We start from the raw sequence: 23,185 nt of genomic DNA, 5'->3' as shown, positions 1-23,185 counted from the left end.
AGATTTTCAAAGCGACATAGAGGCAATCATTATGAAAAAATTGAACTGGCTGATGTTAGCAGTCGTGCTATTCGGTAATAGTACTTTTGCACAGCCCCCTGCTTTGAATCAAGTTTATTCGTTAGATCTAAAAACTGCCCACCTGCTAGCCGACAGTGCAAAAGAGGCATGCAAAAAATTAAATCAAAATATTGCGGTTGTTGTTGTAGATCGCGGCGGTAATCCATTAACTGCCGAACGGCATGAGTTGGTGGGCCCGCATAACTTAATGGCTGCCGAGAAAAAAGCATATACCGCGTTATCTACCAAAACATCGACCTTAGTTTTAAGCCAAAATAGTAACCAAAACCCCGATGCAAAAAATTTAACCACACTGGCAAATTTATTGTTGTTAGGAGGCGGCGTACCTGTTCGCTTTGAGAACCAAGTGATCGGCGCGATTGGCGTTGCGGGTGCTGGCGGCGCACAAAATGACAATCAATGCGCAAGCAAAGCCATTGAAACCGTTTTTCATTCATAAGGAGCTTCAACATGCCTAAATCATTTATTGCTTTATCTTCGTTATTTATTGCTTCGGCTACATTTGCACAAACTAATCCGCTAAGTGTGCATGTGTTAAATCTAGAGACGGGTTTGCCCTCTTCTCAGGTTGAAGTGGTTTTAGAAAAAAACACCAATAACCAGTGGATTAAACTTAATCAGCAAGTGACCGATTCAAATGGACGTATTACTGCGCTCTATCCAGAAAATAAAAAATTAGAGCAAGGGGTTTATAAAGTTACTTTTAAAACTGAAGACTGGTTTAAAAAGAATAAACAACAAACTTTTTTTGCCGAAGTACCTGTAATTTTTAAAGTCGATGGAAGCGTAAACCACTACCATATTCCTTTATTACTCAGCCCTTACGGTTACTCAACCTATCGAGGCAACTAAAATAGAAAACCCCTTTATCTGTTGTACACAAATAAAGGGGTTGGTTAAAAGCGATATGTTTTACGAACAAACACCATTGCTAATCACCGATTTTTTGTTTGAATCTAATGCCACAATTGAAGAAGAAACCGTATTAATTATTTGAGTCATTGCCTCACTTGAAGCATTCACAATCGCATCCATCTTTTTAGCTTTTTGATCAATCGGCTGCTGAAAAGCAATTCGACAATTTAACTGAGATCCTGCATTCGTGATGACTTTTGCATTGTTTGACTCTAATTGACTAGGCGGTATTTGACGCTTCACCACCCAAGACACTGCAATATTAATATAGCTTTTATCTACAATATCAAAATGAGAAAAGTCTGTAGAAACTCGATATAAAGGCTGATTGTTTCCAGCTAGGCCGCTGCTATAACTGTCAATTGCGCCTAATTTTTGTTGCAAACCCGCCGACAAAGTATCGCGTAATTGCGTACTCATGGTTGATGTCCAGCGCTCATTGTTTAACACCGTAGACTTGCCACTACTGTCTTGCAGCACCAAAGGCGCACGGTCTAAACGGTCAGGGAGTCCAACTGGTAAAACTTCAATGACTCGAATACTCGAGCTAACTGCCGGAGTAATTTTAGGGGAAATCGTATAATAGTTTGGCGTTGGCGAACTCGAACATGCCGTCATGGCAACTGCCGTTAAAAACAGGCCGCTCCCAAGCAGCCATTTGGCTGCTTTAGGATGTTGAAAAGATAGAGTGTTTTTATTTTTCATCATCGGCCTCTGGTGTCTTACCACGAATAATTGATTCGGGATGTTGCTCAATATAATCTGCCATTAACTGTAGTGAAGCTGCCGCACGTGTCATTTGCTGCAATGCTTTACGTACGTCTTGTTGTAACGGCGCATCGCTCGACAAAATAGACTCAGACGATCTTACAGTTTTACGAACATCGTCTAAAGTTGCTTGTAAACCAGGGGCAACTTTTCCATCTAACTGTTTAATCAGTTTGTCTGTAGAGGCAATGGCGGTGTTCATATTATTGAGCGTTTTACGTACATCTTGCCCAATCTCAACTAACGGGAATTTCGTTAACTTATCAGCAATCTGAGAAACTTGAGCTTGTAAGCCACTCAATTCGGTTGGTGTAGTCGGAATTACTACACGGTTATCACTCAAAATTTGTAATGTCGCTGGTTTAGCTTTAGGGAACTTATCTAATGCAATATAATTTTGACCCGTGAGCAGATTGCCTGTTCTCATTTGAGCACGCCAGCCATGTTCAACAAAATCTTTGAAAATTTCACTATTTGGATTAAGCGCTTGACCATTTTCAACACGTGAAGGATAGATAACTGCCTCAACACGCATACGAATCTGTTTATAGTGGTCATAAAACTCGGCATTAATTGATTTAACATTACCAATTTCAATACCCATGAAATCAATTGGCGCTCCAACAGAAAGCCCACGCAATGAATGATCAAAATACATAATCACACCACGAGGTTGCCCGTCAGGTTCTTTTAATGCTTCAGATTTTGAATCCCAAAGATTAAAGCGACTCTGATTCGCTGCCATTGTGGCATGTGAACTTTCAGGGAATCCAAATGCAATACCACCTGCGACAATACTTGCCAAAGATTGAGTATCTAAATTAAAGCCTGAAGCATTTAAGGTTACATCGATCCCGCTCGCCTGCCAAAAACGTGCATCAGTAGTGACAAACTTGTCATACGGCGCACGAATAAAAGTTTGCAGCTCTACAGATTTACCATCATTAGATAATTTATAGGCTGTAATTTGCCCTACGTTAATTCGACGATAATAAATTGGAGAACCTATATCTAAAGATCCCAAATCATCTGCATTTAAGAAAAATACTTTTCCGGGAACGTCTGAAGATATGACTGGTGGCACTTCTAATCCAGTAAATTCAAACTTATCCTCTTCTGATTTACCGCCATCCACTTCAATGTATGAACCTGACAATAAGGTTTCTATTCCTGAAACTCCACTCGTCCCAATACGCGGTCGCACGACCCAAAATCGTGAATCTTTTGCTGCAAAGTTACTGGCGCCTTTACGTAAATCAATTCTGGCAATAACGTGTGAACGATCATCTGAAAGATCAATCTGCCGTACTACACCAATATCCACCTGCTTATAACGAACTGTTGTTTTACCGGCAACTAGCCCTTCAGCCGTGCGAAAAGACACATCAATGCTAGGGCCATGAGACAGTAACGCCTTTATAGCCAATGAAAGCGCGATTAAAAGAGCAATTAATGGAATAAGCCAGATTAATAAAGGCTTCCATCGACTTTTCTTTTCTTGGGGTTCTGGCAAATCATTCATGTTATCCAGTTCAACTTCCGGATCACGATGATCTGAGTTACCAGTGGTTATTTCATTTTCAGACATACTCATTGTTCTTTTATTGACTGGGATTAATGGAATCATTATTCAACGGAGGATGTTCTGCGTGAATAATCTTTGGTTTTTCTGAAGCAAAAGAAGAAGGTTTATTTGTATTTTGAGATACGTAGAAATTATCCCAAATAATACGTGGGTCAAAACTTAACGATGCAAACATGGTTAACACCACGACCGCGCCAAAAGCAATCGAACCTGGCCCTGCTAAAATGGTAGCAAGCGATTGAATCTGAATGAGTGCTGTTAATAATGCCACAACAAATACATCAATCATTGACCAACGGCCAATAAACTCAACAATTCGATATAATTTTACGCACTGCTCGGGTAAAAATTTCCAACCTGCCGATTGTTGAAGATAGACCGCCACTAATAAAAAATACAAAATCAGTAGCTTCAACATGGGAATAAAAATACTAGCCATGAAAATAACCACTGAAACCAGATAGTCCCCACTTTGCCAAAAGTAAATGACCCCACTCATGATGGTATCTTGCTGACTTCCCAAAAGTGAGTCAGTCACCGTCATGGGAAGTACATTGGCCGGAATATAGAGAATAGTCGCAGCCACCACTAAAGCAAAAGTTCGATTTAAACTCGCTGGTTTACGTGAATGCAGCACGCTATTACATCGAATACAACGTAAAACTTGAGGGCTTTGCTTGAGTCCTCTTTTCTCATTTTGAGCAGAATTTACAACACCACAGCAGTGACACACAATTAATGAAAGATCTTTGGCTCTTGGATATTGCTTAAGCACTGACCCTTGCTGCGAGCTTTGGGTTTGGGTCACATTTTTTATCGTTTTCATGGCAGTGACCTATCAATTTCATTCCATATATCACTCACCTTTATGGAAGTAATATAGACCAACAATACACTTAAGATCGCAAACGCCCATAAAGCAATCTCAGGAATTACCAAGACCATTCCCATTAACTTCACAAGCGTGACCAAAATTCCGATTAAGAACACCTCAACCATTCCCCACACTCTCATAAAAAAAAGTGTGCGTAAGGCAATCACCAAAAATGTTGGTCTTTTTTTCAATACGCTTACTGTGCCCAATACATAAGAAAGTAAGAGAAGATAGGAAAGCGGCACAATAAAGGTAGTGATTAAAATCAGTACACCAACGAAAGCCCGATCATAATGAAACATCACCCAAACTGCTCCAAGTAAGGTGGTTTCAGATGTGTTTCCCTGTAATTCAATTTTTACAATAGGAAAGCTATTGGCAATAACAAATACGATTAATGCCGTTAAGATTAAAGCTAATAATGTCGAAAAAGGTTTGGTGTGCCGATAGAGCTCAGCACCGCAGCATAAGCAATAAGCTCTTTTTCCATAAGCAAGTGGGGTTCTACGATAGACAGTATCGCATTCTTCACAACCTGCTAATTCTTTAAGCTTCATAGTTATACTCTAAGGTTTATCGTTTTACTGTGTCACACAAAGCTCTTTTTATTACTAAGATAAATTAAAATATAAATCAATCTAAAAGCTATATCAGACAATGGAAATTACCATAAGTACTGTTCAATATATTGTTGAAACTGCTAAATAATCTGTACACATTCGGTGATCAAATAAAAATAGTTATATAAAGTCATAAGCTTAAGTTCAGATAATACACTTTTTGCCCCAAGTAGCTGAGCGTCAAATAAGTAAACCCTAACTATTGCTTAACATCTTTCCCTATTGAAAAGTTCATGATGCTCTAGATCACTTTTATCCCTTGAACGCTGCAACAAGAATCAGATTTAATGCAGCATGTGACAGAACAGTTCCTGCAAAAAATTTAGCATTCCTAAGCAGGATGTCATGTTTGTGATTGGGCAAAATAGAGCAGAAGATTGGTACTTTGGTCATGCAAACGAGTAAATGTTTTATTAAAAAAGTTAGTATCGATAAACTAGCTCTCAAATTCAAAATCACAATAAAGCTCTCTTTTTAATATGATAAATTTATTTAAATATAAAAATTAAATACCAACAAAACCTCACTTAAATATAAGCAGATTTAAAAACTTAAATATTATTATGAAGATTAAATTAAATATAAAAAATAAATTATGCGACACAATTAACAAAAATTTAATTTTAAGTAGATTATTTTTTAATTTTTTACAAATTAACATCCCCAATAACAATAAAAAAATAATTAATTATAAAAATCAATACTTTAATAAAAATTTTAAATCAAAAATTAGTATGTGTGCTCTTTTACATTATGAAACATTCTTTATATTATTGTAATTAAATTTTACTCCAAGTTAAAAACGAAAGTTGATTTAATCACTCAGAATTACCGATATATCTGGATCACAAGCATTTTAAATATATTATTTCTACAATTAAACTTAAGAAAGTCACCAGATTTGAAGGTTTGCTTAAGCAATTTTCATACTGTATTTTAAAAAAGGAAAAATAAATAATTTCATATATTAAAGATAGATCTAATAATAAAAGTGAGATCAAAATGATTGAATGGTTACAAGGTGTTTTAAAGCACAGCCCCGAAATATTATTGTTCTTATCACTCGCAATCGGCTTCTGGATTGGACAATTCCAATTTGGAAAATTTCAATTTGGTGGAGTCGCAGGCTCCTTACTCGTCGCAGTTGTTTTAAGCCTTATTGGCGTACCTGTCGATAATGGTGTTAAAGCAATTTTGTTTGCCCTCTTCATTTATGCAGTAGGTTTTGAAAGTGGCCCTCAGTTTTTTAAATCCCTGGGTCCACAGTCCATAAAAGAAATTTTATTAGCAGTATTCATGGCAGTGTGTGGTTTAGTCACCGTCTTAGTGATGGCTAAAATTTTTCATCTTGATAAAGGCTTGGCTGCGGGTCTCGCTGCGGGCGGCATGACTCAATCAGCCATTATTGGGACTGCTGGAGATGCTATTTCCAGACTCGATCTTCCACTCGCAGAAATTCAAAGACTTCAAGCCAATGTCGCGATTGGCTATGCAGTGACTTACATTTTCGGATCATTGGGAGCAATTATTGTCTGTGTGAATATCTTGCCTAAATTTATGGGTAAAGAAATTCACGACGATGCATTAAAAGCTCAAAGTGAACGACTCAAAGGTGCTTTCGAATTAGCCCCAGGTCAAGAACTGGCAATGCCGGAAATTGTTGGTCGTATTTATAAAGTTAAGCAAGCCAATGGACACACTATTGCGGAGATTGAAGCAAAAGAACCGAGTATTACGATTGAACGGTTAAAACGTAAAGATCAATTTATTGATGTTGCTCCCGAACTGACCTTACAAACTGATGATGTCGTCTTGCTGGTTGGTCGTCGTGCCAATGTAGTTTCAGTTGCCGAGCAAATCGGTAGCGAATTACAGTCATCGCAAGGTATGGAAATGATTATGGATACCAGCGATGTCATCCTAAGAAATTCTAAATACATTAACCGTACATTAGGAGATATTAAGGCCAATACGCCTGCGTATTTAAAGCACGGTATTTATGTACTTGCGATTAAGCATAACGATGAGCCACAACCTTTAAGTGATGACACCGTTTTACGCCAAGGTGATGTAGTCACCGTCTACGGTACGAAAAGTGACCTCGATCGTTTAGTGAAAGAAGCTGGTAAAGCCTTACCTGAAAGCTTAAAAACAGACTGGATTTTCCATGGTGCAGGCCTTGTAGTCGGTTTAGTGATTGGTCTGTTTGTTATTCGTTTAGGTGATGTACCCTTAACGCTTGGTGCGGGTGGCGGAGCTTTACTATCAGGACTGCTTTTTGGTTGGATTCGAAGCAGAAATCAGGTGCATGGCAATATGCCGTTAGCGGCTTCTCAGCTTCTTAAAGATTTGGGTCTGGCAGGATTCGTTGCTGCCGTCGGCTTACAATCAGGTTTACAAGCCATTCAAACCATTAAAGAAAGTGGCCTTTCACTCTTTATGATCGGGGTTGTGGTAACACTGGTTCCACTGCTGCTTTCTATGCTCTTTGCTCGTTATGTTCTGCGTTATAACAACGTTGCAGTGATGGCTGGTGCGCTATCTGGTTCACGCAGTGCAAACCCTGCATTTGGGGCAATCTTAGATAAAGCAGGAAACTCAATTCCGACCGTTCCATTTGCAATTACCTATGCCCTAGCAAATGTGTTCTTGACCTTACTCGGACCACTGATCGTAGGCTTGGCCTAACTTTGTACATTGAATTAGAAATTTTATTCATCTCACTATAATTAAGGAGACGTCCCATGGGGAAAGTCGATTATTCTAAATATGCAAAACTCAGCCCATTTGAGCTTAAAGATAATTTAATAGAATTAGCTCAAAGCAGAACTGACCGAATGATGTTAAATGCTGGGCGTGGTAATCCGAACTTTCTTGCGACTATTCCGCGTAGAGCATTCTTTCAACTCGGTCTATTTTCAGCGACCGAATCCGAATTTTCATTTTCATATATGCCAGAAGGTCTAGGTGGTTTCCCGCGCCCTGTTGGACTTCAGTCACGTTTTGATAACTTCATTTTGGAAAACCGCGACAAACCTGGTGTGGTCTTTTTAGGTAAAGCCGTGTCTTATGTACGTGACCAATTAGGTCTCGACCCAGATCTTTTTTTACTTGAAATGGTTGAAGGGATTTTAGGCTGTAACTACCCTGTGCCAGACAGAATGCTTAGAGTGAGTGAAACGATTATTAAAGAGTACGTCTTAAAGGAAATGGGCGTACAAGGCATGCAAAAAAGAGACTTAGATTTGTTCGCTGTTGAAGGCGGAACAGCAGCAATGGCCTATATCTTTAACTCATTAAAAGAAAATAAAATTATTAAAAACGGCGACCGTATTGCTATTGGTAGCCCAATTTTCACGCCATATCTGGAAATTCCAAAACTTAATGACTATCAGCTTGAAGAGGTACTCATTGAGGCAGACCCTAATCTCGGTTGGCAATATCCGGAATCGGAACTCAGAAAGTTAGAAGATCCATCTATTAAAGCGTTCTTTTTAGTCAACCCAAGTAACCCCCCATCTGTAAAAATGAGTGATGAAGGACTTGCGATTTTGGCCGATATCGTCAAAAAACGTCCTGATCTAATTATTTTGACAGATGATGTGTACGGTACTTTTGCAGATAACTTCAAATCACTTTTTGCAATCTGTCCTGATAATACAATTCTGGTTTACTCATTCTCTAAATATTTTGGTGCAACTGGTTGGCGACTTGGTGTTATTGCACTTTCAAATAACAATGTGCTTGATAAACAAATTTCGAACTTATCAAAAAAAGAGAAGAAAGAGCTTGAAGAGCGCTACTCATCTTTAACTACCGACCCTGCAAGCATTAAATTTATTGACCGTTTAGTTGCAGACAGCCGTAATGTTGCTTTAAACCATACTGCGGGCCTATCTACCCCACAACAAGTTCAAATGGTTTTATTTGCCTTGTTTAATCTAATGGACTCACGTCAGAGCTACAAAAAAGCCGTTAAGTCTGTTGTACGTGAACGCGATGCGGCACTTTACCGACAACTTGGTGTTGAAGTACCAACAGATCCAAATGCTGTTGACTACTACACCTTAGTTAACCTTGAAAATACCTCACGTACTCTCTATGGAGATGAGTTTGCGGATTGGGTCATGAAAAATAAAAATCCGACAGAACTTTTATTTAGAGTAGCTGATGAAACAGGTGTAGTTTTATTACCGGGTTCTGGCTTTGGTGTTCAGCACCCTTCTGCCCGTGCATCTTTAGCAAACTTGAATGAATACCAATATGCCGCTATTGGTGACTCTTTAAGACGCTTTGCGGATGAAGCTTATGCAGAATATTTAAAAACTAAAAAAGGAAAATAAGTACCTATATAAAGTGAGGCTCTAACAGCCTCACTTTTTCCTTTCTGTTCTTTAATTTTCTATTTCAATTTAATAAGTTCAACTTAATAAACCATATTTAAAAAGTAATCCAGTAACCTCTCAGGCTCTTCATTTTTACTTGAACTTAAACGCCCAAGAATTGCGCCATCAATCATAAATACAAAAATATCAGACTCCTCATACGAAGCTGTTTTCTTATTTTCCATAAGCAGGCTGAAAATTTCATTTTTAAGCCATTGTCTATATCTCACCGCACTTTGATAAGCATTGGGATAAAGCTTTTCAATTTCAAAAATCGCTTTAAACAACAAATAATAAGCACTTTTTAAGTCAGCATGTAAAAGATAGATTTGTCTAAGCTTAAGAGACAAATCTGGATATTGGCAAGATTCACACACTGCTCTCACTTTTTCTTTTAACTGGTCTTTTTGAAGAACCAGACACATTTCAATCAGTCTTTCTTTTGAATGAAAGTAGTTATAAAAAGTGGCTTTGGGAATTTTGGTCTCAATCATGATTCGGTCCACCCCGACCTTATTGAAGCCATATTGTTTAAATAAATCTGCTGCTATGTGAAGCGCTCGCGTCGCTCTAGATGAAGCCTCTAAATTTTTCATATGTACCGCATAAAATATTTTTTTGTTGTAAGTAAATGAGATAGAAAGGCCTTCACTCTTAAAATGAGTGCTAAAAACAGGCATGCGAAAGCTGCACAAAAAGGATGCGCTAACCTATCTCAAGCTTTATTGTTGATATGATTTTTTAGTCGTAACGATCTAAAGGCTAAACCTATAAATGTTTAAACCGTTTTAAAGACCAGTTAAGCGGTATGGATAGAGAGAGCTTGGCAAAGGCCAAAGAATAAGAAGAAATAGTACGCATGGCGGACTCCTTGTGTATTAAAGAAGAACTACCACGATTACTGCTAAATAATGGTGGCAGAACGAAAGGGGTTAGCAGACTGGTACACAAGGACCCAGCACGCGCAAGCGCGTCCCCCTCCGTCCTACCATAGCGAAAAAGGGGGACGTGAGGATCCAGTACTAAAAAGCAAGCTCTTCAGTACTCTTGTGTATAAAGGGTCTGCTAAAACCCACTGGCAATGTGACCAGCAGGCAAAGGATAGTTCTCAACACTATTACAGTCAAGCACACAAAATGACATCTGTTTTAAATTAGATCATTAAAAAAGTAAGGATAAATAATTAAAATTTATTATTAAATTTGGTTTATACAACTATTTAATCATTATCCCCTCTCATAACTAAGATCAGCCTGAGTATTTTTAATGATTTGTTGCATGAACTCATTGCGTTGTTTAGCTTTATATTTACCTAAACGATCAATACCATTAGGTAGAACACGTGCAACTGAAGTGACAACAAAATTCTTAGCAAATGAACCACCGACTAGTGCGATGCCTGTCATTGATTTTTTTGGGAAAGTTAATGAGCTTGCGATCTCTTTACCAAGCATTAAATGAGCAAGAGTACTAATATAATCTTGGGTCATTTTTCTTTGAATACGGTCTATAAGTTTATTTTGATCAATGCGTATTATTTCATCTAAGGATTGCCACAGAGCACCTCCTAACATGGCAGATGTCTCATCAGGGATAAAAACTTGATGTAATTCGATCCAAGTTAAACGCCAAATATCTCGTTCATTCGTTGGAACAAGTGAAGGATGCACCCCAACAACATGTGCTATTAAACGCCACAGGTGAAAAATATCTTCACGCTCCTGTTTCGCATAAAGTACTCCTAAAATATTTGCACCCAAAGTTGCAAGTAAGGCGAATGGTAAAATTGTTGCAGTGTAAATAACTTGATGAATAGGTTCATCCCACTGATCAAAATCCCAGTCATTTTTGGATTTCATAGCTTTGCGCATATGTGCATGGATCATTCTTATTCGTATACATGCCTTATATCCCGGACTAAAACGACTAGACATACCATTCGGAGCAGTGACATCATTAAACCAATTTAATGTTTCTACAGCACGCTTTCCTGCTTTTTTATAAAGATCTCCCGATCTTAATAAAACGTGATTGGCAACTGGAGCGACATAACTCACAGCCAAACCAGGAATAAAAATGGCAAAAGCTTCTTTACCTATTAATTGATAAAAACGAGTAGCACGCTCCAGCCTTTTATGATCTACCCAATATGGGAAGTCATCCACTACAGCAAAAAAATCTATGAGTTCTTGAGGTGGGTTATCAAGCGTCTCAATTCCATATTCAAGAGCTTGATTAAACATATGCCTAGATGAAGATCCAACTCTATGCATACATTCAACTAAATTATCTGCTATAGGATCACCAATTTGTCTAAAGCAATTAAAGGATGCTATCTGTGCTTCTGTAGCGTTCGGTGCATCTTTATTAAAAAATCTAGAGGCTACATTGAAAGGAAACTGTTTCATTGCACTTGGATTTTCAACAATTGCATAAGAATATTTATCCAGCATCTGGGAACTCAAAATGATCAAATATTATTTTTATAAGTTATTAAAAAAACTCTTCACACAATAGGTGTAGATATGCCATATTAATGATCAATTTAGGCCAAGACTAAATATATGCAAGATCCTTTTGGATTATTTCATGAGACCATATCCATTTCTTATGCCCGTCTTTTATTAGAGATTTGCGAAAAATATGATATTAGTGCTGCGATTCTTCTAGAAAATACAGGGCTATCCTTATTAGACATCAAGCAATATGATGCAAAGATGAGTGCACATCAATGGTCTAAATTAGTAGCCAATGCACTTCGGCTGACTGGTAACAACCGTCTAGGAATAGAATACGGATCAGCTTTACGACCAACGGCCCATGGCTCATTAGGTTTTGCTTTTTTGAGTTGCGTAGATGTAGAAACAGCTCTAAATCTTTGCCAACATTTTTTCTGTACACGTATTCAAAGTTTCATACCTAATTGGACTTTCGACGAAAAACTTGTATACATTTATCTAGACGATGTTCATCCAGTAAAATTAGGTGATGAACAGCAGTCTCAACAACTAAGAGCATTTTTAATTGAAAGTCTTTTATTTGGTGGAATTCATTTATTAGAACTACTTATTCAAGAAAATTTAGAGGAATGTGAAATTTTTCTAGATTGGTGTGAATCTTCAGATTATGAAGAGATTTTAAATAAAAATATAAAATATCATTTTAATAGTAAGCGGAATGCTATAGCTTTTCCTTTAAAATATTTAAAACAGTCCAATCCACAAGGTGATTTAGTTGCCTTCCAACAAGCTATTCAATACTGTGAAAAAGATAAAGGTTTAATAGTAAAAGATGCCACACATCATTTGCAAAACTCGATAAAGATGGAACTTTTACATAATTTTAATAAAAACTATCCTTCTCTTCCCGAGATTGCTAAACGTTTAAATATGTCTGAAAGAACGATTAAACGCCATTTACAGACACAAGGAACTAGCTTTCTTCAACTTCTTAATGAGATTCGTTTCAAGGAAGCAAAAAAACTTTTAGCAAAAGAACAATATAATATTCAAGATATTGCAAACTTGATTGGATATGAAGAGTCTACTAACTTTGTTAGGGCTTTTAAAAAATATTCAGGTATAACTCCTCATCAATATAGAAAAAAATTAAAGTCTGAATAGGCTGTACATTCAGAAAACAGAATGCACAGCAAAATTAGCTTCGTCTAGAGTTTCTGGACAATAAATCCCATCCACTGATAAACCTGATCAACTTACCTTGCTTATTTGGCAAGTTAAAAGCAATAAGTTTCTACCTTCGGTCGATATATTCTAAGTAACCCCTTCCCACTAATGGCTGATCATAGAATTCACCTTGCCATGCATATGAAGAAACAAAACCAGCTGCCAATCCGAAACAATACGGGGTATCTACATGTGCTGAAATATCTAAAACCTTTTGATTGTTGTGATAAGCAACCCAGCGAAAAGTATTTGGTACATTCATTGAAAAATTATCGGGAGTAATCTGCGGTTCTTCTTGAAGACTCGTTACTTCAAAAAGTATATCTCCATTATATTGAATTGACGTTCCATCAATATGACGATAGTAAACAGAAGTCAAAATGGGTTGGTCTTCATAGCAAATAAAAGCCAGCAATAACTGCTGTTCGTGGTCAATATTAATAACTTGATAGCTAAAGACTTTTACAGGAAGTTGAATATTCTCAACTAACCATTTGTTTTTGAGCATTGAGGTAGCTACAGCTTTCCAAGACTCCAACGTGCAAAGTCCTTGAACGGTTTCACTATTTCCCTTTTGTTTGATATGACCTTCATATTGCATGAGCACACTAAAGTGCTTATACAGGCCACTATAGGCAAACCATGAAATAGCTTTTGTGGGCTTTAAATAAAGTTCTAGCTCTAAATCTTCTCTTTTAGTAATGAGTAAGAATCCATCGCCTTGCTCATGCATGATAGTTTGATTGTCAAAATTAATCGCAAAAGGATTTTGGCTAAATTTAATATCATTTTTAATTGAATATGTTCTGTAAGCTTCAGAAGTTGTCGATAAGGCTGTTCCATGCACTAACGAAGCTGTATCCCCTTTTCCATCCTTAGACATTTGATAGTTGGTATCTGTAATCGTAAATCCTACATAACCTAAAACTGAAGCCCAAGATAAATATCGAAATGGTTCAGGTAAGTCAGGTACCATGATCCCGTAATGTGTGCTCCCAAAGCGTTTATAAAGAGTATGAGGAGTAAGTTCAAACTCTTTTGGCAATACCGATTGCCGCTCTGGTGTAACAGCTCCTAACAATGACCCTGAAAGTTTAGCAACTTTTTGATTGGCTTTGTCTTTAAGACTCTTCGGTAATCTATGGCTTGAGATTAGCATTTTTAAGATCCTTTATTTTTATCTACTTAAAAAATGAAGTTCCATATTAGAACTTGATAATTTGCAATTGAATGTTAATAAAGGACATCTTGATCTAAGCAAATGCACTAAAACAAAAAAGCCAACTCTTTCGAATTAGCTCTAATTACCTCATGACCACGTCTTTAAAAATTGTTTTTAATTTTATTGTTCGCAACAATTTTCATCAATTTTTCTTATGGGTTTAAATTAACCTTTCTTTATGACATTTCAATTAAAAAACATCTGAACTCACCTATTGAATACTACTCCAAAAGAACCAATTGCCCGCCCTACTCGAATAAGAATTGGAATAAGACATTATAAATACTTCAGCCCTACTATTTTTCTAAATATTCTAAATTGTTCTATAGTGAATTACTTCAATACTATATCTGATGAGTTAATATAATAAGCTTGATCTAAAGAAAATTTTAAACTCTTAAAGTAATTTGCATGAAAAATATTAATATCTTCAAATTTATAAACCTTGTGCTGGCCTTTTTATGGATCTATCAAGGCCTCGTTCCCAAATTCCTATTTCTTAATTCTGATGAAATTTTTGTGTGGCAATGGGTAGGACTATCACTTGAACATGCAAAACTTGCAGGCCATGCAAGTGGTATTGCCGAAATGATTTTTGGTTTATGTTTTCTCTTTACTGCACATAAATATATTCACTATTTAAGCATTTGGGGTTTGCTTGGCTTACTTCTTTTAATTGGTTTCTTAATACCATCTACCCTGATCTTGCCCTATAACCCTATCGTAATGAATCTTTCGATGATAAGTTTATCTATTGTCTATCTCATCTTATTAAATGAGCTAAATTAACTTACAGCCATTCATGTAACTATTTTTAAAGATTTTATATAGAGAGTGCAATGAGTTTACCCAAAACTGAAGTTTGCAGTGTGGTCATTACAGGCAGTACAAAAGGTATTGGTTTAGCCCTTGCCCATGCTTTTTTAGATCTTGGATGTTCAGTTGTCATTGCTGGACGAAACCCAGAGCATCTTAAGCAGGCTCTTTCTCATTTAGAAACTCATTTCAATAAAGAAAAATTCATTGGTCTGTGTTGCGATGTGACTCAAGTGTCTGATGTGCAAACCCTATGGGATGGTGCAATTGAGCGTTTTGGGCAAGTCGATGTGTGGATTAATAACGCAGGAAGCTGCCACCCAACCAAAGACTTTGTTGACCTTCAACCTGATGAATTAAACACGGCCGTTTCAACCAATATTTTAGGCACGATGTTGGGCTCACAAGTAGCTCTAAAAGGCATGCTCAAACAAGGTCATGGTCAAATCTTTAATATGGAAGGTTGGGGAAGCAACGGCGAATGGAGTGCTGGCATGACGCCTTATGCAACCACCAAACGAGCAGTCAGTTACTTTAGTAAAGCACTCTATAAAGAGACCAAATCGACAGCAATTTTAACTGGCACGCTAAGCCCAGGCATGGTGGCAACCGATTTATTAGTTTCTTCTTGGACCAATGGCAACATACAAAACTGGAAAAAAATGAAGCGCTTATTTTTCTTTGTGATTGATTCACCAGAAGTGGTTTGTGCCTATTTAGCAAAGCAAATTATGCAAAACAAAAAAGCCAACCGACGCATCGCGTGGATTACACCTTGGAAGCTTTTTCTTAGATTTTTGCAACCTTATTACTGGCGCAGAAACCCAGTTAAAGGCACAGCATTAGAGCACTTATAGTCGGATTTAGCGGTCTAAGCTTTTCTGTCCATAAAATTGTTCAGTAGAAGTTCTTCTAAAGAGGCTTCTACTGAACTTCATATATATCAAGAATCGTTATCTGAGTTATCTTCTTTATTTAAAATCCGCCCTTCCCGTTTTGGTCGAATCAATGGTGCAGTTGGTCGTGGATGCGTATGTGTATATTGCATTCCTACTCCCGCATTGACGTCATCTGCTGCGATTTCAGTTTCAAAACGCTCGTTATCGAGATCTCGAATTTCCTCGGTAATTCGTTCTACTTCGTCTTCATCTACACCCAGTTCTTGCAAAATCACGCCGCCAAACTTAATTGCAGATTCAAAGGTTTCACGGATCATAAAGTCCACTTTTTGTTTAACTAAATGCAGTGAGTGCTCACGATCATATGAACGGACTAATAGTTTCGCTAAAGGAAATTCATGGGTGACGAGTTCCACAATTCTATTTGTGGTTTCTTTACTGTCCACACACACCACAATCGCTTGTGCTGTTGCAGCACCAGAAGCATGTAGAATATCTAGACGGCAGCCATCGCCATAATAAATTTTAAAACCAAATTTTTCGGCGTTTTGAATCATGTCCGTATTATTATCAATAATGGTGACATCGACACCTCTTGCCAACAATAATTGACTGGTGACCTGTCCAAAACGTCCAAAACCGATCATTAAAACACTACCGCTTAAACCCTCGGCAATATTGACGTTTTCTAATGAAACATCCGCTTTAGTTTGAGTAAAACGTTTGAAAATAATACCGACAATTGGGGTCAACACCATTGAAAGTACCACAATAGCAGTAAGATTAGATTTAACCGTACTATCAATAACTTGTGCACTTAGCGCGGCAGAGAAAAGCACAAAAGCAAATTCTCCACCCTGAGCCATAAGTAAAGCGCGATCCAACGCTTCAGTATGAGAGCTTTTCGTTACTCGGGCGACTATATAAATCATGAGCGCTTTGGCAAGCATCAGGGCAATTACCCCACTCACAATCAGTTGCCAATTCTGAGCGACAACTGATAAATCCAGTGACATGCCCACGCCAAGGAAAAACAGACCTAACAAGATTCCTCGAAATGGTTCAATATCAGCTTCAATTTGATGTCTAAAGGTCGATTCAGATAAAAGCACACCTGCTAAGAAAGCACCCATTGCCATGGTCAAACCGCTGACTTGCATGAGTAACGCTGCCCCTAACACCACTAATAATGCTGCGGCAGTCATGACTTCTCGGGCTTTAGCGGCAGCCAAAAGCCTAAATAATGGGTTCAGTAGCCAATACCCTGCCGCAATCAGACCTGCAATTGCGACCAAGCCAATTCCTATATTTTCTAGACGTACAGATGTGCTTTCGACCACATGATTCGGTGCCATAAAAGCAACAATAGCCAGCAAAGGTACAATTAGTAAATCTTCAAAAAGTAAGATGGCTACAATTTTTTGCCCACGAGGCTGAGTCAAGTCACCCCGATCACCCAACAACTGCATCACAATAGCAGTCGAGGTCAGTACGAAACCTGCCGCACCAATAAAAGCGACTTGCCACGTAAAACCAAATAATAATCCGACGCCAGTCAAAGCCAACGCACAAATGATAATTTGTAGCGTACCAAGGCCAAAAATTTCGCGTCTAAGACTCCATAAATGCGATGGTTGCATTTCCAAACCAATCACAAATAGGTACATCACAATTCCCAACTCGGCAATATGCAAAATTGCGGTGGAATCTTGAAAAAAGGCGAAACCGAATGGGCCAATAATCAGACCCGCAATTAAATAACCTAGTACAGAACCTAAGCCAATACGTTTAAAAATAGGGACTGCAATGACAGCTGCTGCCAATAAAACTACGGGGGCAACCAAGCTAATTGAATGTGCTTCTGAGCTCATACATTTCTCATTTTATTTATCTGCAATTTATTCTATGTGAAACTAGGTTTAAGGGCGATTATTAGTTTTGAGAAGAAGAATCCATAAAAAAAGCCCTGACGGGCTTTTTTTGATTAAACAACAAATTTCAACATGAGCTGAATAACCGTGGCATTAATTAAATCGACAAAGAACGCACCACAAAGCGGAACAATTAAAAATGCCTTATGCGATGGACCATACATGTTGGTAATCGCTTGCATATTTGCTACTGCTGTTGGCGTTGCGCCCATACCAAAACCACAATGCCCTGCTGACAACACCGCTGCATCATAGTTTTTGCCCATTACACGGAACGTCACAAATGCTGCATATAACGCCATCGTAATCGTTTGAGCACCTAAAATCACCACAAGTGGACCTGCTAAATCTGCAAGTTGCCAAAGCTTTAATGAAAGCAATGCCATTGCTAAATAAAGCGACAAAGACGCATTACCAAAAACATCAATCGCACGGTCAAAAATATCAATTTTCAACACGCTTTCTAAAATATTTCTTAAGATTACACCACCGCCGAGTGCCCAAACGAAAGTTGGTAACTCAAACCAAGTTCCCTTACTAAAACCTGTCATAAATTCAGCAAATGCCAAACACGCTGCAAACATACCTAGTGTAGTAATTGCATTGTCGGCTGTAATTAAACGAACTTGATGCGGGTTTTCAAACGGCGCAAGGTCATCCGAATTTTGCTCAACATGACCATCACGATGTTGGATTTCAGCGTTGGTTTTCGGTTGTGCAAGGCTATAACGATTGATGAGCAATTTAGCTAACGGCCCACCAATCACACCACCAATAATCAAGCCAAAAGTCGCACTTGCCATACCCAGTGCTAAAGCACCTTGAATGCCATGCTGAGTTTCTAAAATTTCACCCCAAGCTCCGGCTGTACCATGACCACCTGTTAAGGTAATTGAACCTGCAATTAAACCAATTAATGGGTCAAGGCCAAGCAAAGTTGCAAGGCTCATGCCGACCGCATTTTGCACAACAATGAAGGATGCTACACAAACTAAGAAGATAACCAAAGCCATACCGCCTTCTTTAAGCTTCATAAAATTGGCACTTAAACCAATAGAAGCAAAGAATACGAGCATAAAGCTGGTTTGTAATTCGCTACTAAAAACAATGCTATATCCCCATATGGTATGGACAAGTAGCGAGACGACCGCAGCAACTAAACCGCCTGCTACAGGTTCGGGAATATTGTAGCGTTTTAAAAAATCAATTCGATTAACAAGAAAGCGGCCCAATAATAGAACGATGACCGCCGAAATTAGTGTATAAAAACCATTAAAAACAAATTCCATATATACTACTTTCTAATTACATTCCTAACGGATTGTAAAATAATTATATTTTATTTTTTAATATGTAAAAAAAACACAAATAAACTTTACAAAATTACCCTAGCAATCAATTTTCACGATTCTTAAGAAAAACTTAAATTTTTAAATATTTTATACAAAATTATCCCATACAATTAATTTAATTATTTAATTTCAATAATCTAGTCCCAAATACTCTTAATTAAAAATAATTACCCCTTGATACCTTAAGCAAAAAATCCTGTCTTTTAAGTCACTGAACTTCGCTCTTATTCCCTTTAATATCCTTAAAAGACCAGCTCGTTATTGTTCTGGGCAACATCTTTATAGGTTTTATGTTCAATGAGTTTATTGCTTAAAGTTCGTCAGAACGTTCCACAGCTACAGTCTATTAAAAAATCTCTTCAGACACGTGCTGGTCAAAAAATACCTCACATGCTGATCAATGCATCGGATCTATTTTTTAGAGGGCCTGAAATTGCCTTGTCAGGAAAAACACCTTTTGACGTGATCTATAAGCATGAAATTATTAGCTTACGCCATTATAGAAACGAAGCCGATATCTCTACACCTAAACACCGTGTTCCTTTAGTGATTGTTCCGCCATTAGCTGTGAACATGCTCATTTATGATTTGTTTCCTACTCGCAGTTTTGTACGTTTCTTTTTGGCACAAGGGTTTGATGTCTATTTAATCGACTGGGGTGTGCCAACCCGCCACCAAGCAAAATACAATTTCGGTACCTACATTAAAGTCTTTATGCCCGAAATGCTAAAGCAGGTTCGAGAGCACAGTGGTCAGCAACAGTTGTCTTTACATGGCTGGAGTTTAGGTGGCGCACTTTCACTCTGCTATACCTCATTATTTAAAGATAAAGATATTAAGAATCTAATTATTCTCGCTTCCCCTATCGATACCCATAAAGCGGGTTATATGGGGAAACTTTATGGCAGTCTGACTAAACCTGCCGAATGGGTTCGTAAACATACGCCATTTCGTATTCGCCACCACGTGTCAAGTGAAGCATTTCATATTCATGGCTGGCAAAACACGCTGGGCTTTAAATTAACTGACCCGATTGGAAATTTGAAAACATATTGGGAACTTTTTAAGAATCTTGATAACCGAGAGTTTATTGTCGACCATGCAACCTCAAGTTCATTTATCAATAATATGCTCGCCTATCCAGGTGGAGTCATGCGTGACATTATCCTTCGTTTCTGGATTGATAATGAACTATCCAATGGTGTAATTAAATTTGGCGAACTTACAGCTTATCTAAAAGATATTGAATGTTCAGTGCTCGCGGTCGGTGGTAGCACAGATATTATTGTGACCGCTGATGCTGTTAAGCCACTCATGACTTTGATTAGCAGCCAAGACAAAACCTTTAAAGTCGTTCCTGGTGGTCATATGGGTGTCGTTTCTGGAAGCCAAGCCCCTACTGCGGTTTGGCCAGAAATGAGTCATTGGCTAGCTACACGTTCAGATTAACTCACTCACACATCATCAGACCAGTGTAGTCATATCTACACTGGTTAATATTCAAACTTTGCAAAACTATTCTGTTTATCTTTATGTATGTTGAATCGTATTTTTCTAAGAAATTTTAAAAGCAACTTATTTTAAAATATATAGATACTATAAAGATATATTAGTATTTCAATTCACAAAAAAGTATTTAAATCATCCAAAAATATAAATTTTATTTATAAAGAATATATTTTAAGAATAAAATATTTTATCAATCGTTAAAAATTATTCAAACATAGTATCTGCCATCAAATTAATATTTTTCATTTTTAAAATTATCCTTATCAAGTAGATGTTACTTTTTGTTATTTATGTAAAGCTTAGCTTAACAATAAAATCAAATAACTATTTGTTAAATATAATTTTTCTTTAATTTTATTTTGTAAAATTTGTATATTTTTTATACAAATGTAGGCAATTTCTCACAATCATGTAAGCCAAAGAGTACAACACAACCAATTGTTTTTCCTATAATTAATTTCAGTACATATAAGCACTCTTTACTATTAAATAGAAAGCTGAGTATTAATGAAGAGATCTGGAGAAACGGTAACGTTATCTTTATTAATATAAAAACTCTTAATAATAGAAAAAGAATCTCAAAAAATTAATATGTACTATCTTTCCTCTGGAAACAGAGGAAAGATCTTTTTTTAATCATCAGATAGGGTATAGAAAATGTTTATTGCAAAAAATATATTTGTATATTTACTATCAATGTTAGCTTTATGCTTACTGATTATTTTCTTTAACTACCTTGGAATGAATGAGACGACTAACCTTCTGCTCTCTTCAGCACTTTTTGGAATATTTATTACTTGGTATTACAAAGGTAGCGGACTATGTCTCGCGTTATTTAGTTTTTTTTACTGGGCAATGTTTGTAATTAGTCAAAGTTTAGAGGTGATATGGATGCTCGCCAGTTCAGTGATTGTCTACCTAGTAATGACTAAAATGATTCCTAAATTCAAGACCATCCATATCGGTGTTATAGCTAAAAAGGGTTCACCCCACGCTTAACCATACCTACTTTCTTAACTGTATTAATTTTGGTTTGTTCAGCACTTAATAATTCATTTAAGAAAATTTTTAAATTTTGCTCATCAAGACGAATGGGATTAAAACTAGTTTCTCCCATCTTTAAAAAGAAAGATTCAATATTTGTATTACGCTGTACATATTTCATTGACCAACGCTGAAAAGAGTTCTCCTCGATGGAATATGTACACAACCATTTAACATTGTAGTGTCTTTGATCATTTTGAATTTTTTCAAATAATCGTTCAACTACCTCCCGTTCACCTTCCAAGCATTGAAAGAAAGCATTATCTGCATAATAGAGCACCCCACAAATTTGATTCAAATCATTGAAATCTCGTGCTTCTGTCAAAATATCACGTAAATCTTGCAATAAATCTTCATTTTTTTCGTTTCGTTGACTGGCATAACACAAGCGAACGTTCATTAGCAATTCCGTGAAATATAAAATTTCTTTATTTAAAGATTTTTTAATCTACCATATCTCTATTACTAATAATTTATATTAACAAGAAAATAAAAAGCCCTCTTATAGAGGGCTTTTATAGCTTCTAAAAGAACAACGAAATTTCTTTTAAAAGACTAAAATAAAAAAAGCACTAAATAGTGCTTTTTTTCTTACTGAAATATTATTGTGGAATAATATTTACAGCATTTGGGCCTTTTTGACCTTGAGTAACAGTAAACGTTACACGTTGACCTTCGTGCAAAGTTTTGAAACCTGAACCAGAGATCTCTTTGAAGTGTGCAAACACATCTGGACCATTGTCTTGTTGAATGAAACCGAAACCTTTAGTTTCGTTAAACCATTTTACTGTACCGCTTACTGTATTAGACATGATATATCCTACTGATTTCTAATATTTTAGTATCATTTAATAATGACACTAACATAACTTTGAAAAAAGAATAACAAATTGAGTTAAGATCTTAAAAAACGAAGGATTATGACTAAAACTACGATACTTTAAAGAAGATTTACTAACAAGACTTTTTTCTAGTTAAGAGCATGATACATGAAATAAATTTCTATTCAAGCTTTTTATGAGAAAAATTTTATAAATTCTAATAAAAAACCAAAAAACAATAACTTAATAGCGCAACTAAAAACTTAATATATTCCCTACTTAACCAACAACTTACAACCGATTGGATCAGTTGTTGAAGAATAGAAAGATCATCACTTATGACGTATTAAGTAACAGAATAAAAAATATGAAAATAGACTTTAAATAATTTAGCTTTTAGAAATTCAGGCAATAAAAAACTCCTAAACAGGAGCTTCATTTTTAAATCATTGGCAGAGGATCAAGGACTCGAACCTTGACGAACGGTTTTGGAGACCGTCATGCTACCATTACACCAATCCTCTATATTTATGATTAAACTACTCATGATTTAATCATAAAAAAAGCAAGAACATCGTCTTGCTTCTTTTAATGGTGGGGGCGAAGAGACTCGAACTCTTACACCTTGCGGCGCTGGAACCTAAATCCAGTGCGTCTACCAATTTCGCCACGCCCCC

At 36.9% G+C, this 23,185-nt stretch carries 20 protein-coding genes and 2 tRNA genes; 9 read left to right on the top strand and 13 right to left on the bottom strand.

Going from position 1 to position 23,185, the window contains the following annotated elements:
• Positions 1-52: 52 nt before the first annotated feature.
• Both QLG01_RS07615 and uraH read left to right on the top strand, forming a co-directional pair.
• Positions 53-520 (top strand): heme-binding protein, encoded by a 468-nt coding sequence (locus QLG01_RS07615; RefSeq protein ID WP_282496246.1) that lies wholly within the window; start codon positions 53-55, stop codon positions 518-520.
• Positions 521-531: 11 nt separating this feature from the next.
• Positions 532-933 carry a hydroxyisourate hydrolase gene (uraH, locus tag QLG01_RS07610; protein ID WP_005306885.1) on the top strand — a complete coding sequence of 134 codons (402 nt, stop codon included), beginning with the start codon at positions 532-534 and terminating at the stop codon, positions 931-933.
• Between the two features lie 60 nt (positions 934-993).
• On the opposite strand, the gene QLG01_RS07605 is transcribed toward uraH, so the two are convergent.
• The 4 genes from QLG01_RS07605 to QLG01_RS07590 are packed head-to-tail and all read right to left on the bottom strand — an operon-like array spanning position 994 to position 4,780.
• Entirely contained in the window at positions 994-1,701 is a 708-nt protein-coding gene (locus QLG01_RS07605; protein ID WP_023274172.1) for an ABC-type transport auxiliary lipoprotein family protein, read from the bottom strand.
• A complete protein-coding gene (locus QLG01_RS07600) occupies positions 1,691-3,358 on the bottom strand; it encodes an MlaD family protein (RefSeq protein ID WP_282496161.1) in 1,668 nt (555 codons plus the stop codon). The genes QLG01_RS07605 and QLG01_RS07600 overlap by 11 nt, the downstream gene beginning before the upstream one ends.
• 7 nt (positions 3,359-3,365) lie before the next feature.
• The gene (locus tag QLG01_RS07595) at positions 3,366-4,175 is read right to left on the bottom strand and encodes a paraquat-inducible protein A (protein WP_282496160.1); all 810 of its coding nucleotides are present in this window, start codon (positions 4,173-4,175) and stop codon (positions 3,366-3,368) included.
• Positions 4,172-4,780, bottom strand: coding sequence for a paraquat-inducible protein A (locus QLG01_RS07590; RefSeq protein ID WP_016137639.1), 609 nt, complete (start codon positions 4,778-4,780; stop codon positions 4,172-4,174). Before QLG01_RS07590 ends, QLG01_RS07595 begins: the two co-directional genes overlap by 4 nt.
• 1,065 nt (positions 4,781-5,845) lie before the next feature.
• Here QLG01_RS07590 and aspT point away from each other — a divergent pair.
• Positions 5,846-7,531 (top strand): aspartate-alanine antiporter, encoded by a 1,686-nt coding sequence (aspT, locus tag QLG01_RS07585; protein WP_151988494.1) that lies wholly within the window; start codon positions 5,846-5,848, stop codon positions 7,529-7,531.
• 56 nt (positions 7,532-7,587) lie between these two features.
• Complete coding sequence (locus tag QLG01_RS07580) at positions 7,588-9,186, top strand: bifunctional aspartate transaminase/aspartate 4-decarboxylase (RefSeq protein ID WP_282496159.1); 1,599 nt, start codon at positions 7,588-7,590, stop codon at positions 9,184-9,186.
• A gap of 83 nt (positions 9,187-9,269) precedes the next feature.
• Here QLG01_RS07580 and QLG01_RS07575 read toward each other — a convergent pair whose 3' ends face one another.
• Both QLG01_RS07575 and QLG01_RS07570 read right to left on the bottom strand, forming a co-directional pair.
• Positions 9,270-9,824, bottom strand: a complete 555-nt coding sequence (locus tag QLG01_RS07575; RefSeq protein ID WP_005306909.1) for a TetR/AcrR family transcriptional regulator — start codon at positions 9,822-9,824, stop codon at positions 9,270-9,272.
• Between the two features lie 630 nt (positions 9,825-10,454).
• Positions 10,455-11,681, bottom strand: a complete 1,227-nt coding sequence (locus QLG01_RS07570; RefSeq protein WP_282496158.1) for an oxygenase MpaB family protein — start codon at positions 11,679-11,681, stop codon at positions 10,455-10,457.
• A 111-nt stretch (positions 11,682-11,792) separates the two neighbouring features.
• Here QLG01_RS07570 and QLG01_RS07565 point away from each other — a divergent pair, with 111 nt between their 5' ends.
• Positions 11,793-12,851 carry an AraC family transcriptional regulator gene (locus QLG01_RS07565; protein ID WP_005306915.1) on the top strand — a complete coding sequence of 353 codons (1,059 nt, stop codon included), beginning with the start codon at positions 11,793-11,795 and terminating at the stop codon, positions 12,849-12,851.
• 130 nt (positions 12,852-12,981) lie between these two features.
• On the opposite strand, the gene QLG01_RS07560 is transcribed toward QLG01_RS07565, so the two are convergent.
• Positions 12,982-14,073 (bottom strand): DUF6670 family protein, encoded by a 1,092-nt coding sequence (locus QLG01_RS07560; RefSeq protein ID WP_005306918.1) that lies wholly within the window; start codon positions 14,071-14,073, stop codon positions 12,982-12,984.
• Between the two features lie 474 nt (positions 14,074-14,547).
• Here QLG01_RS07560 and QLG01_RS07555 point away from each other — a divergent pair, with 474 nt between their 5' ends.
• Together QLG01_RS07555 and QLG01_RS07550 are read left to right on the top strand one after the other, a co-directional pair.
• Positions 14,548-14,925 carry a DoxX-like family protein gene (locus QLG01_RS07555; protein ID WP_192833827.1) on the top strand — a complete coding sequence of 126 codons (378 nt, stop codon included), beginning with the start codon at positions 14,548-14,550 and terminating at the stop codon, positions 14,923-14,925.
• 50 nt (positions 14,926-14,975) lie between these two features.
• The gene (locus QLG01_RS07550) at positions 14,976-15,809 is read left to right on the top strand and encodes an SDR family oxidoreductase (RefSeq protein WP_192833828.1); all 834 of its coding nucleotides are present in this window, start codon (positions 14,976-14,978) and stop codon (positions 15,807-15,809) included.
• A gap of 86 nt (positions 15,810-15,895) precedes the next feature.
• On the opposite strand, the gene QLG01_RS07545 is transcribed toward QLG01_RS07550, so the two are convergent.
• Entirely contained in the window at positions 15,896-17,722 is a 1,827-nt protein-coding gene (locus tag QLG01_RS07545; protein WP_192833829.1) for a monovalent cation:proton antiporter-2 (CPA2) family protein, read from the bottom strand.
• A 113-nt stretch (positions 17,723-17,835) separates the two neighbouring features.
• The gene (gene gltS, locus QLG01_RS07540) at positions 17,836-19,071 is read right to left on the bottom strand and encodes a sodium/glutamate symporter (RefSeq protein WP_174744929.1); all 1,236 of its coding nucleotides are present in this window, start codon (positions 19,069-19,071) and stop codon (positions 17,836-17,838) included.
• 360 nt (positions 19,072-19,431) lie between these two features.
• On the opposite strand from gltS, the gene QLG01_RS07535 reads away from it, so the two are divergent.
• A complete protein-coding gene (locus tag QLG01_RS07535) occupies positions 19,432-20,583 on the top strand; it encodes an alpha/beta fold hydrolase (RefSeq protein ID WP_282496157.1) in 1,152 nt (383 codons plus the stop codon).
• A 717-nt stretch (positions 20,584-21,300) separates the two neighbouring features.
• Complete coding sequence (locus QLG01_RS07530; protein ID WP_151768844.1) at positions 21,301-21,642, top strand: hypothetical protein; 342 nt, start codon at positions 21,301-21,303, stop codon at positions 21,640-21,642.
• Here QLG01_RS07530 and QLG01_RS07525 read toward each other — a convergent pair.
• The 4 genes from QLG01_RS07525 to QLG01_RS07510 form a co-directional block, all read right to left on the bottom strand.
• Positions 21,617-22,087 (bottom strand): AnBLUF65 family BLUF photoreceptors, encoded by a 471-nt coding sequence (locus tag QLG01_RS07525; RefSeq protein WP_151826864.1) that lies wholly within the window; start codon positions 22,085-22,087, stop codon positions 21,617-21,619. The two genes, QLG01_RS07530 and QLG01_RS07525, sit on opposite strands and share 26 nt — an antisense overlap.
• A 202-nt stretch (positions 22,088-22,289) precedes the next feature.
• Positions 22,290-22,499 (bottom strand): cold-shock protein, encoded by a 210-nt coding sequence (locus tag QLG01_RS07520; RefSeq protein WP_003650775.1) that lies wholly within the window; start codon positions 22,497-22,499, stop codon positions 22,290-22,292.
• A 459-nt stretch (positions 22,500-22,958) separates the two neighbouring features.
• Positions 22,959-23,032: transfer RNA gene (locus QLG01_RS07515), tRNA-Trp, on the bottom strand.
• A gap of 68 nt (positions 23,033-23,100) precedes the next feature.
• Positions 23,101-23,185, bottom strand: a tRNA-Leu gene (locus QLG01_RS07510).

Origin of the sequence: Acinetobacter sp. V89_4, from assembly GCF_029967875.1 — a bacterium.
In the GTDB taxonomy this organism is placed as follows: Bacteria; Pseudomonadota; Gammaproteobacteria; order Pseudomonadales; family Moraxellaceae; genus Acinetobacter; species Acinetobacter oleivorans.
This window is presented reverse-complemented; position numbering and strand designations above follow the sequence as displayed.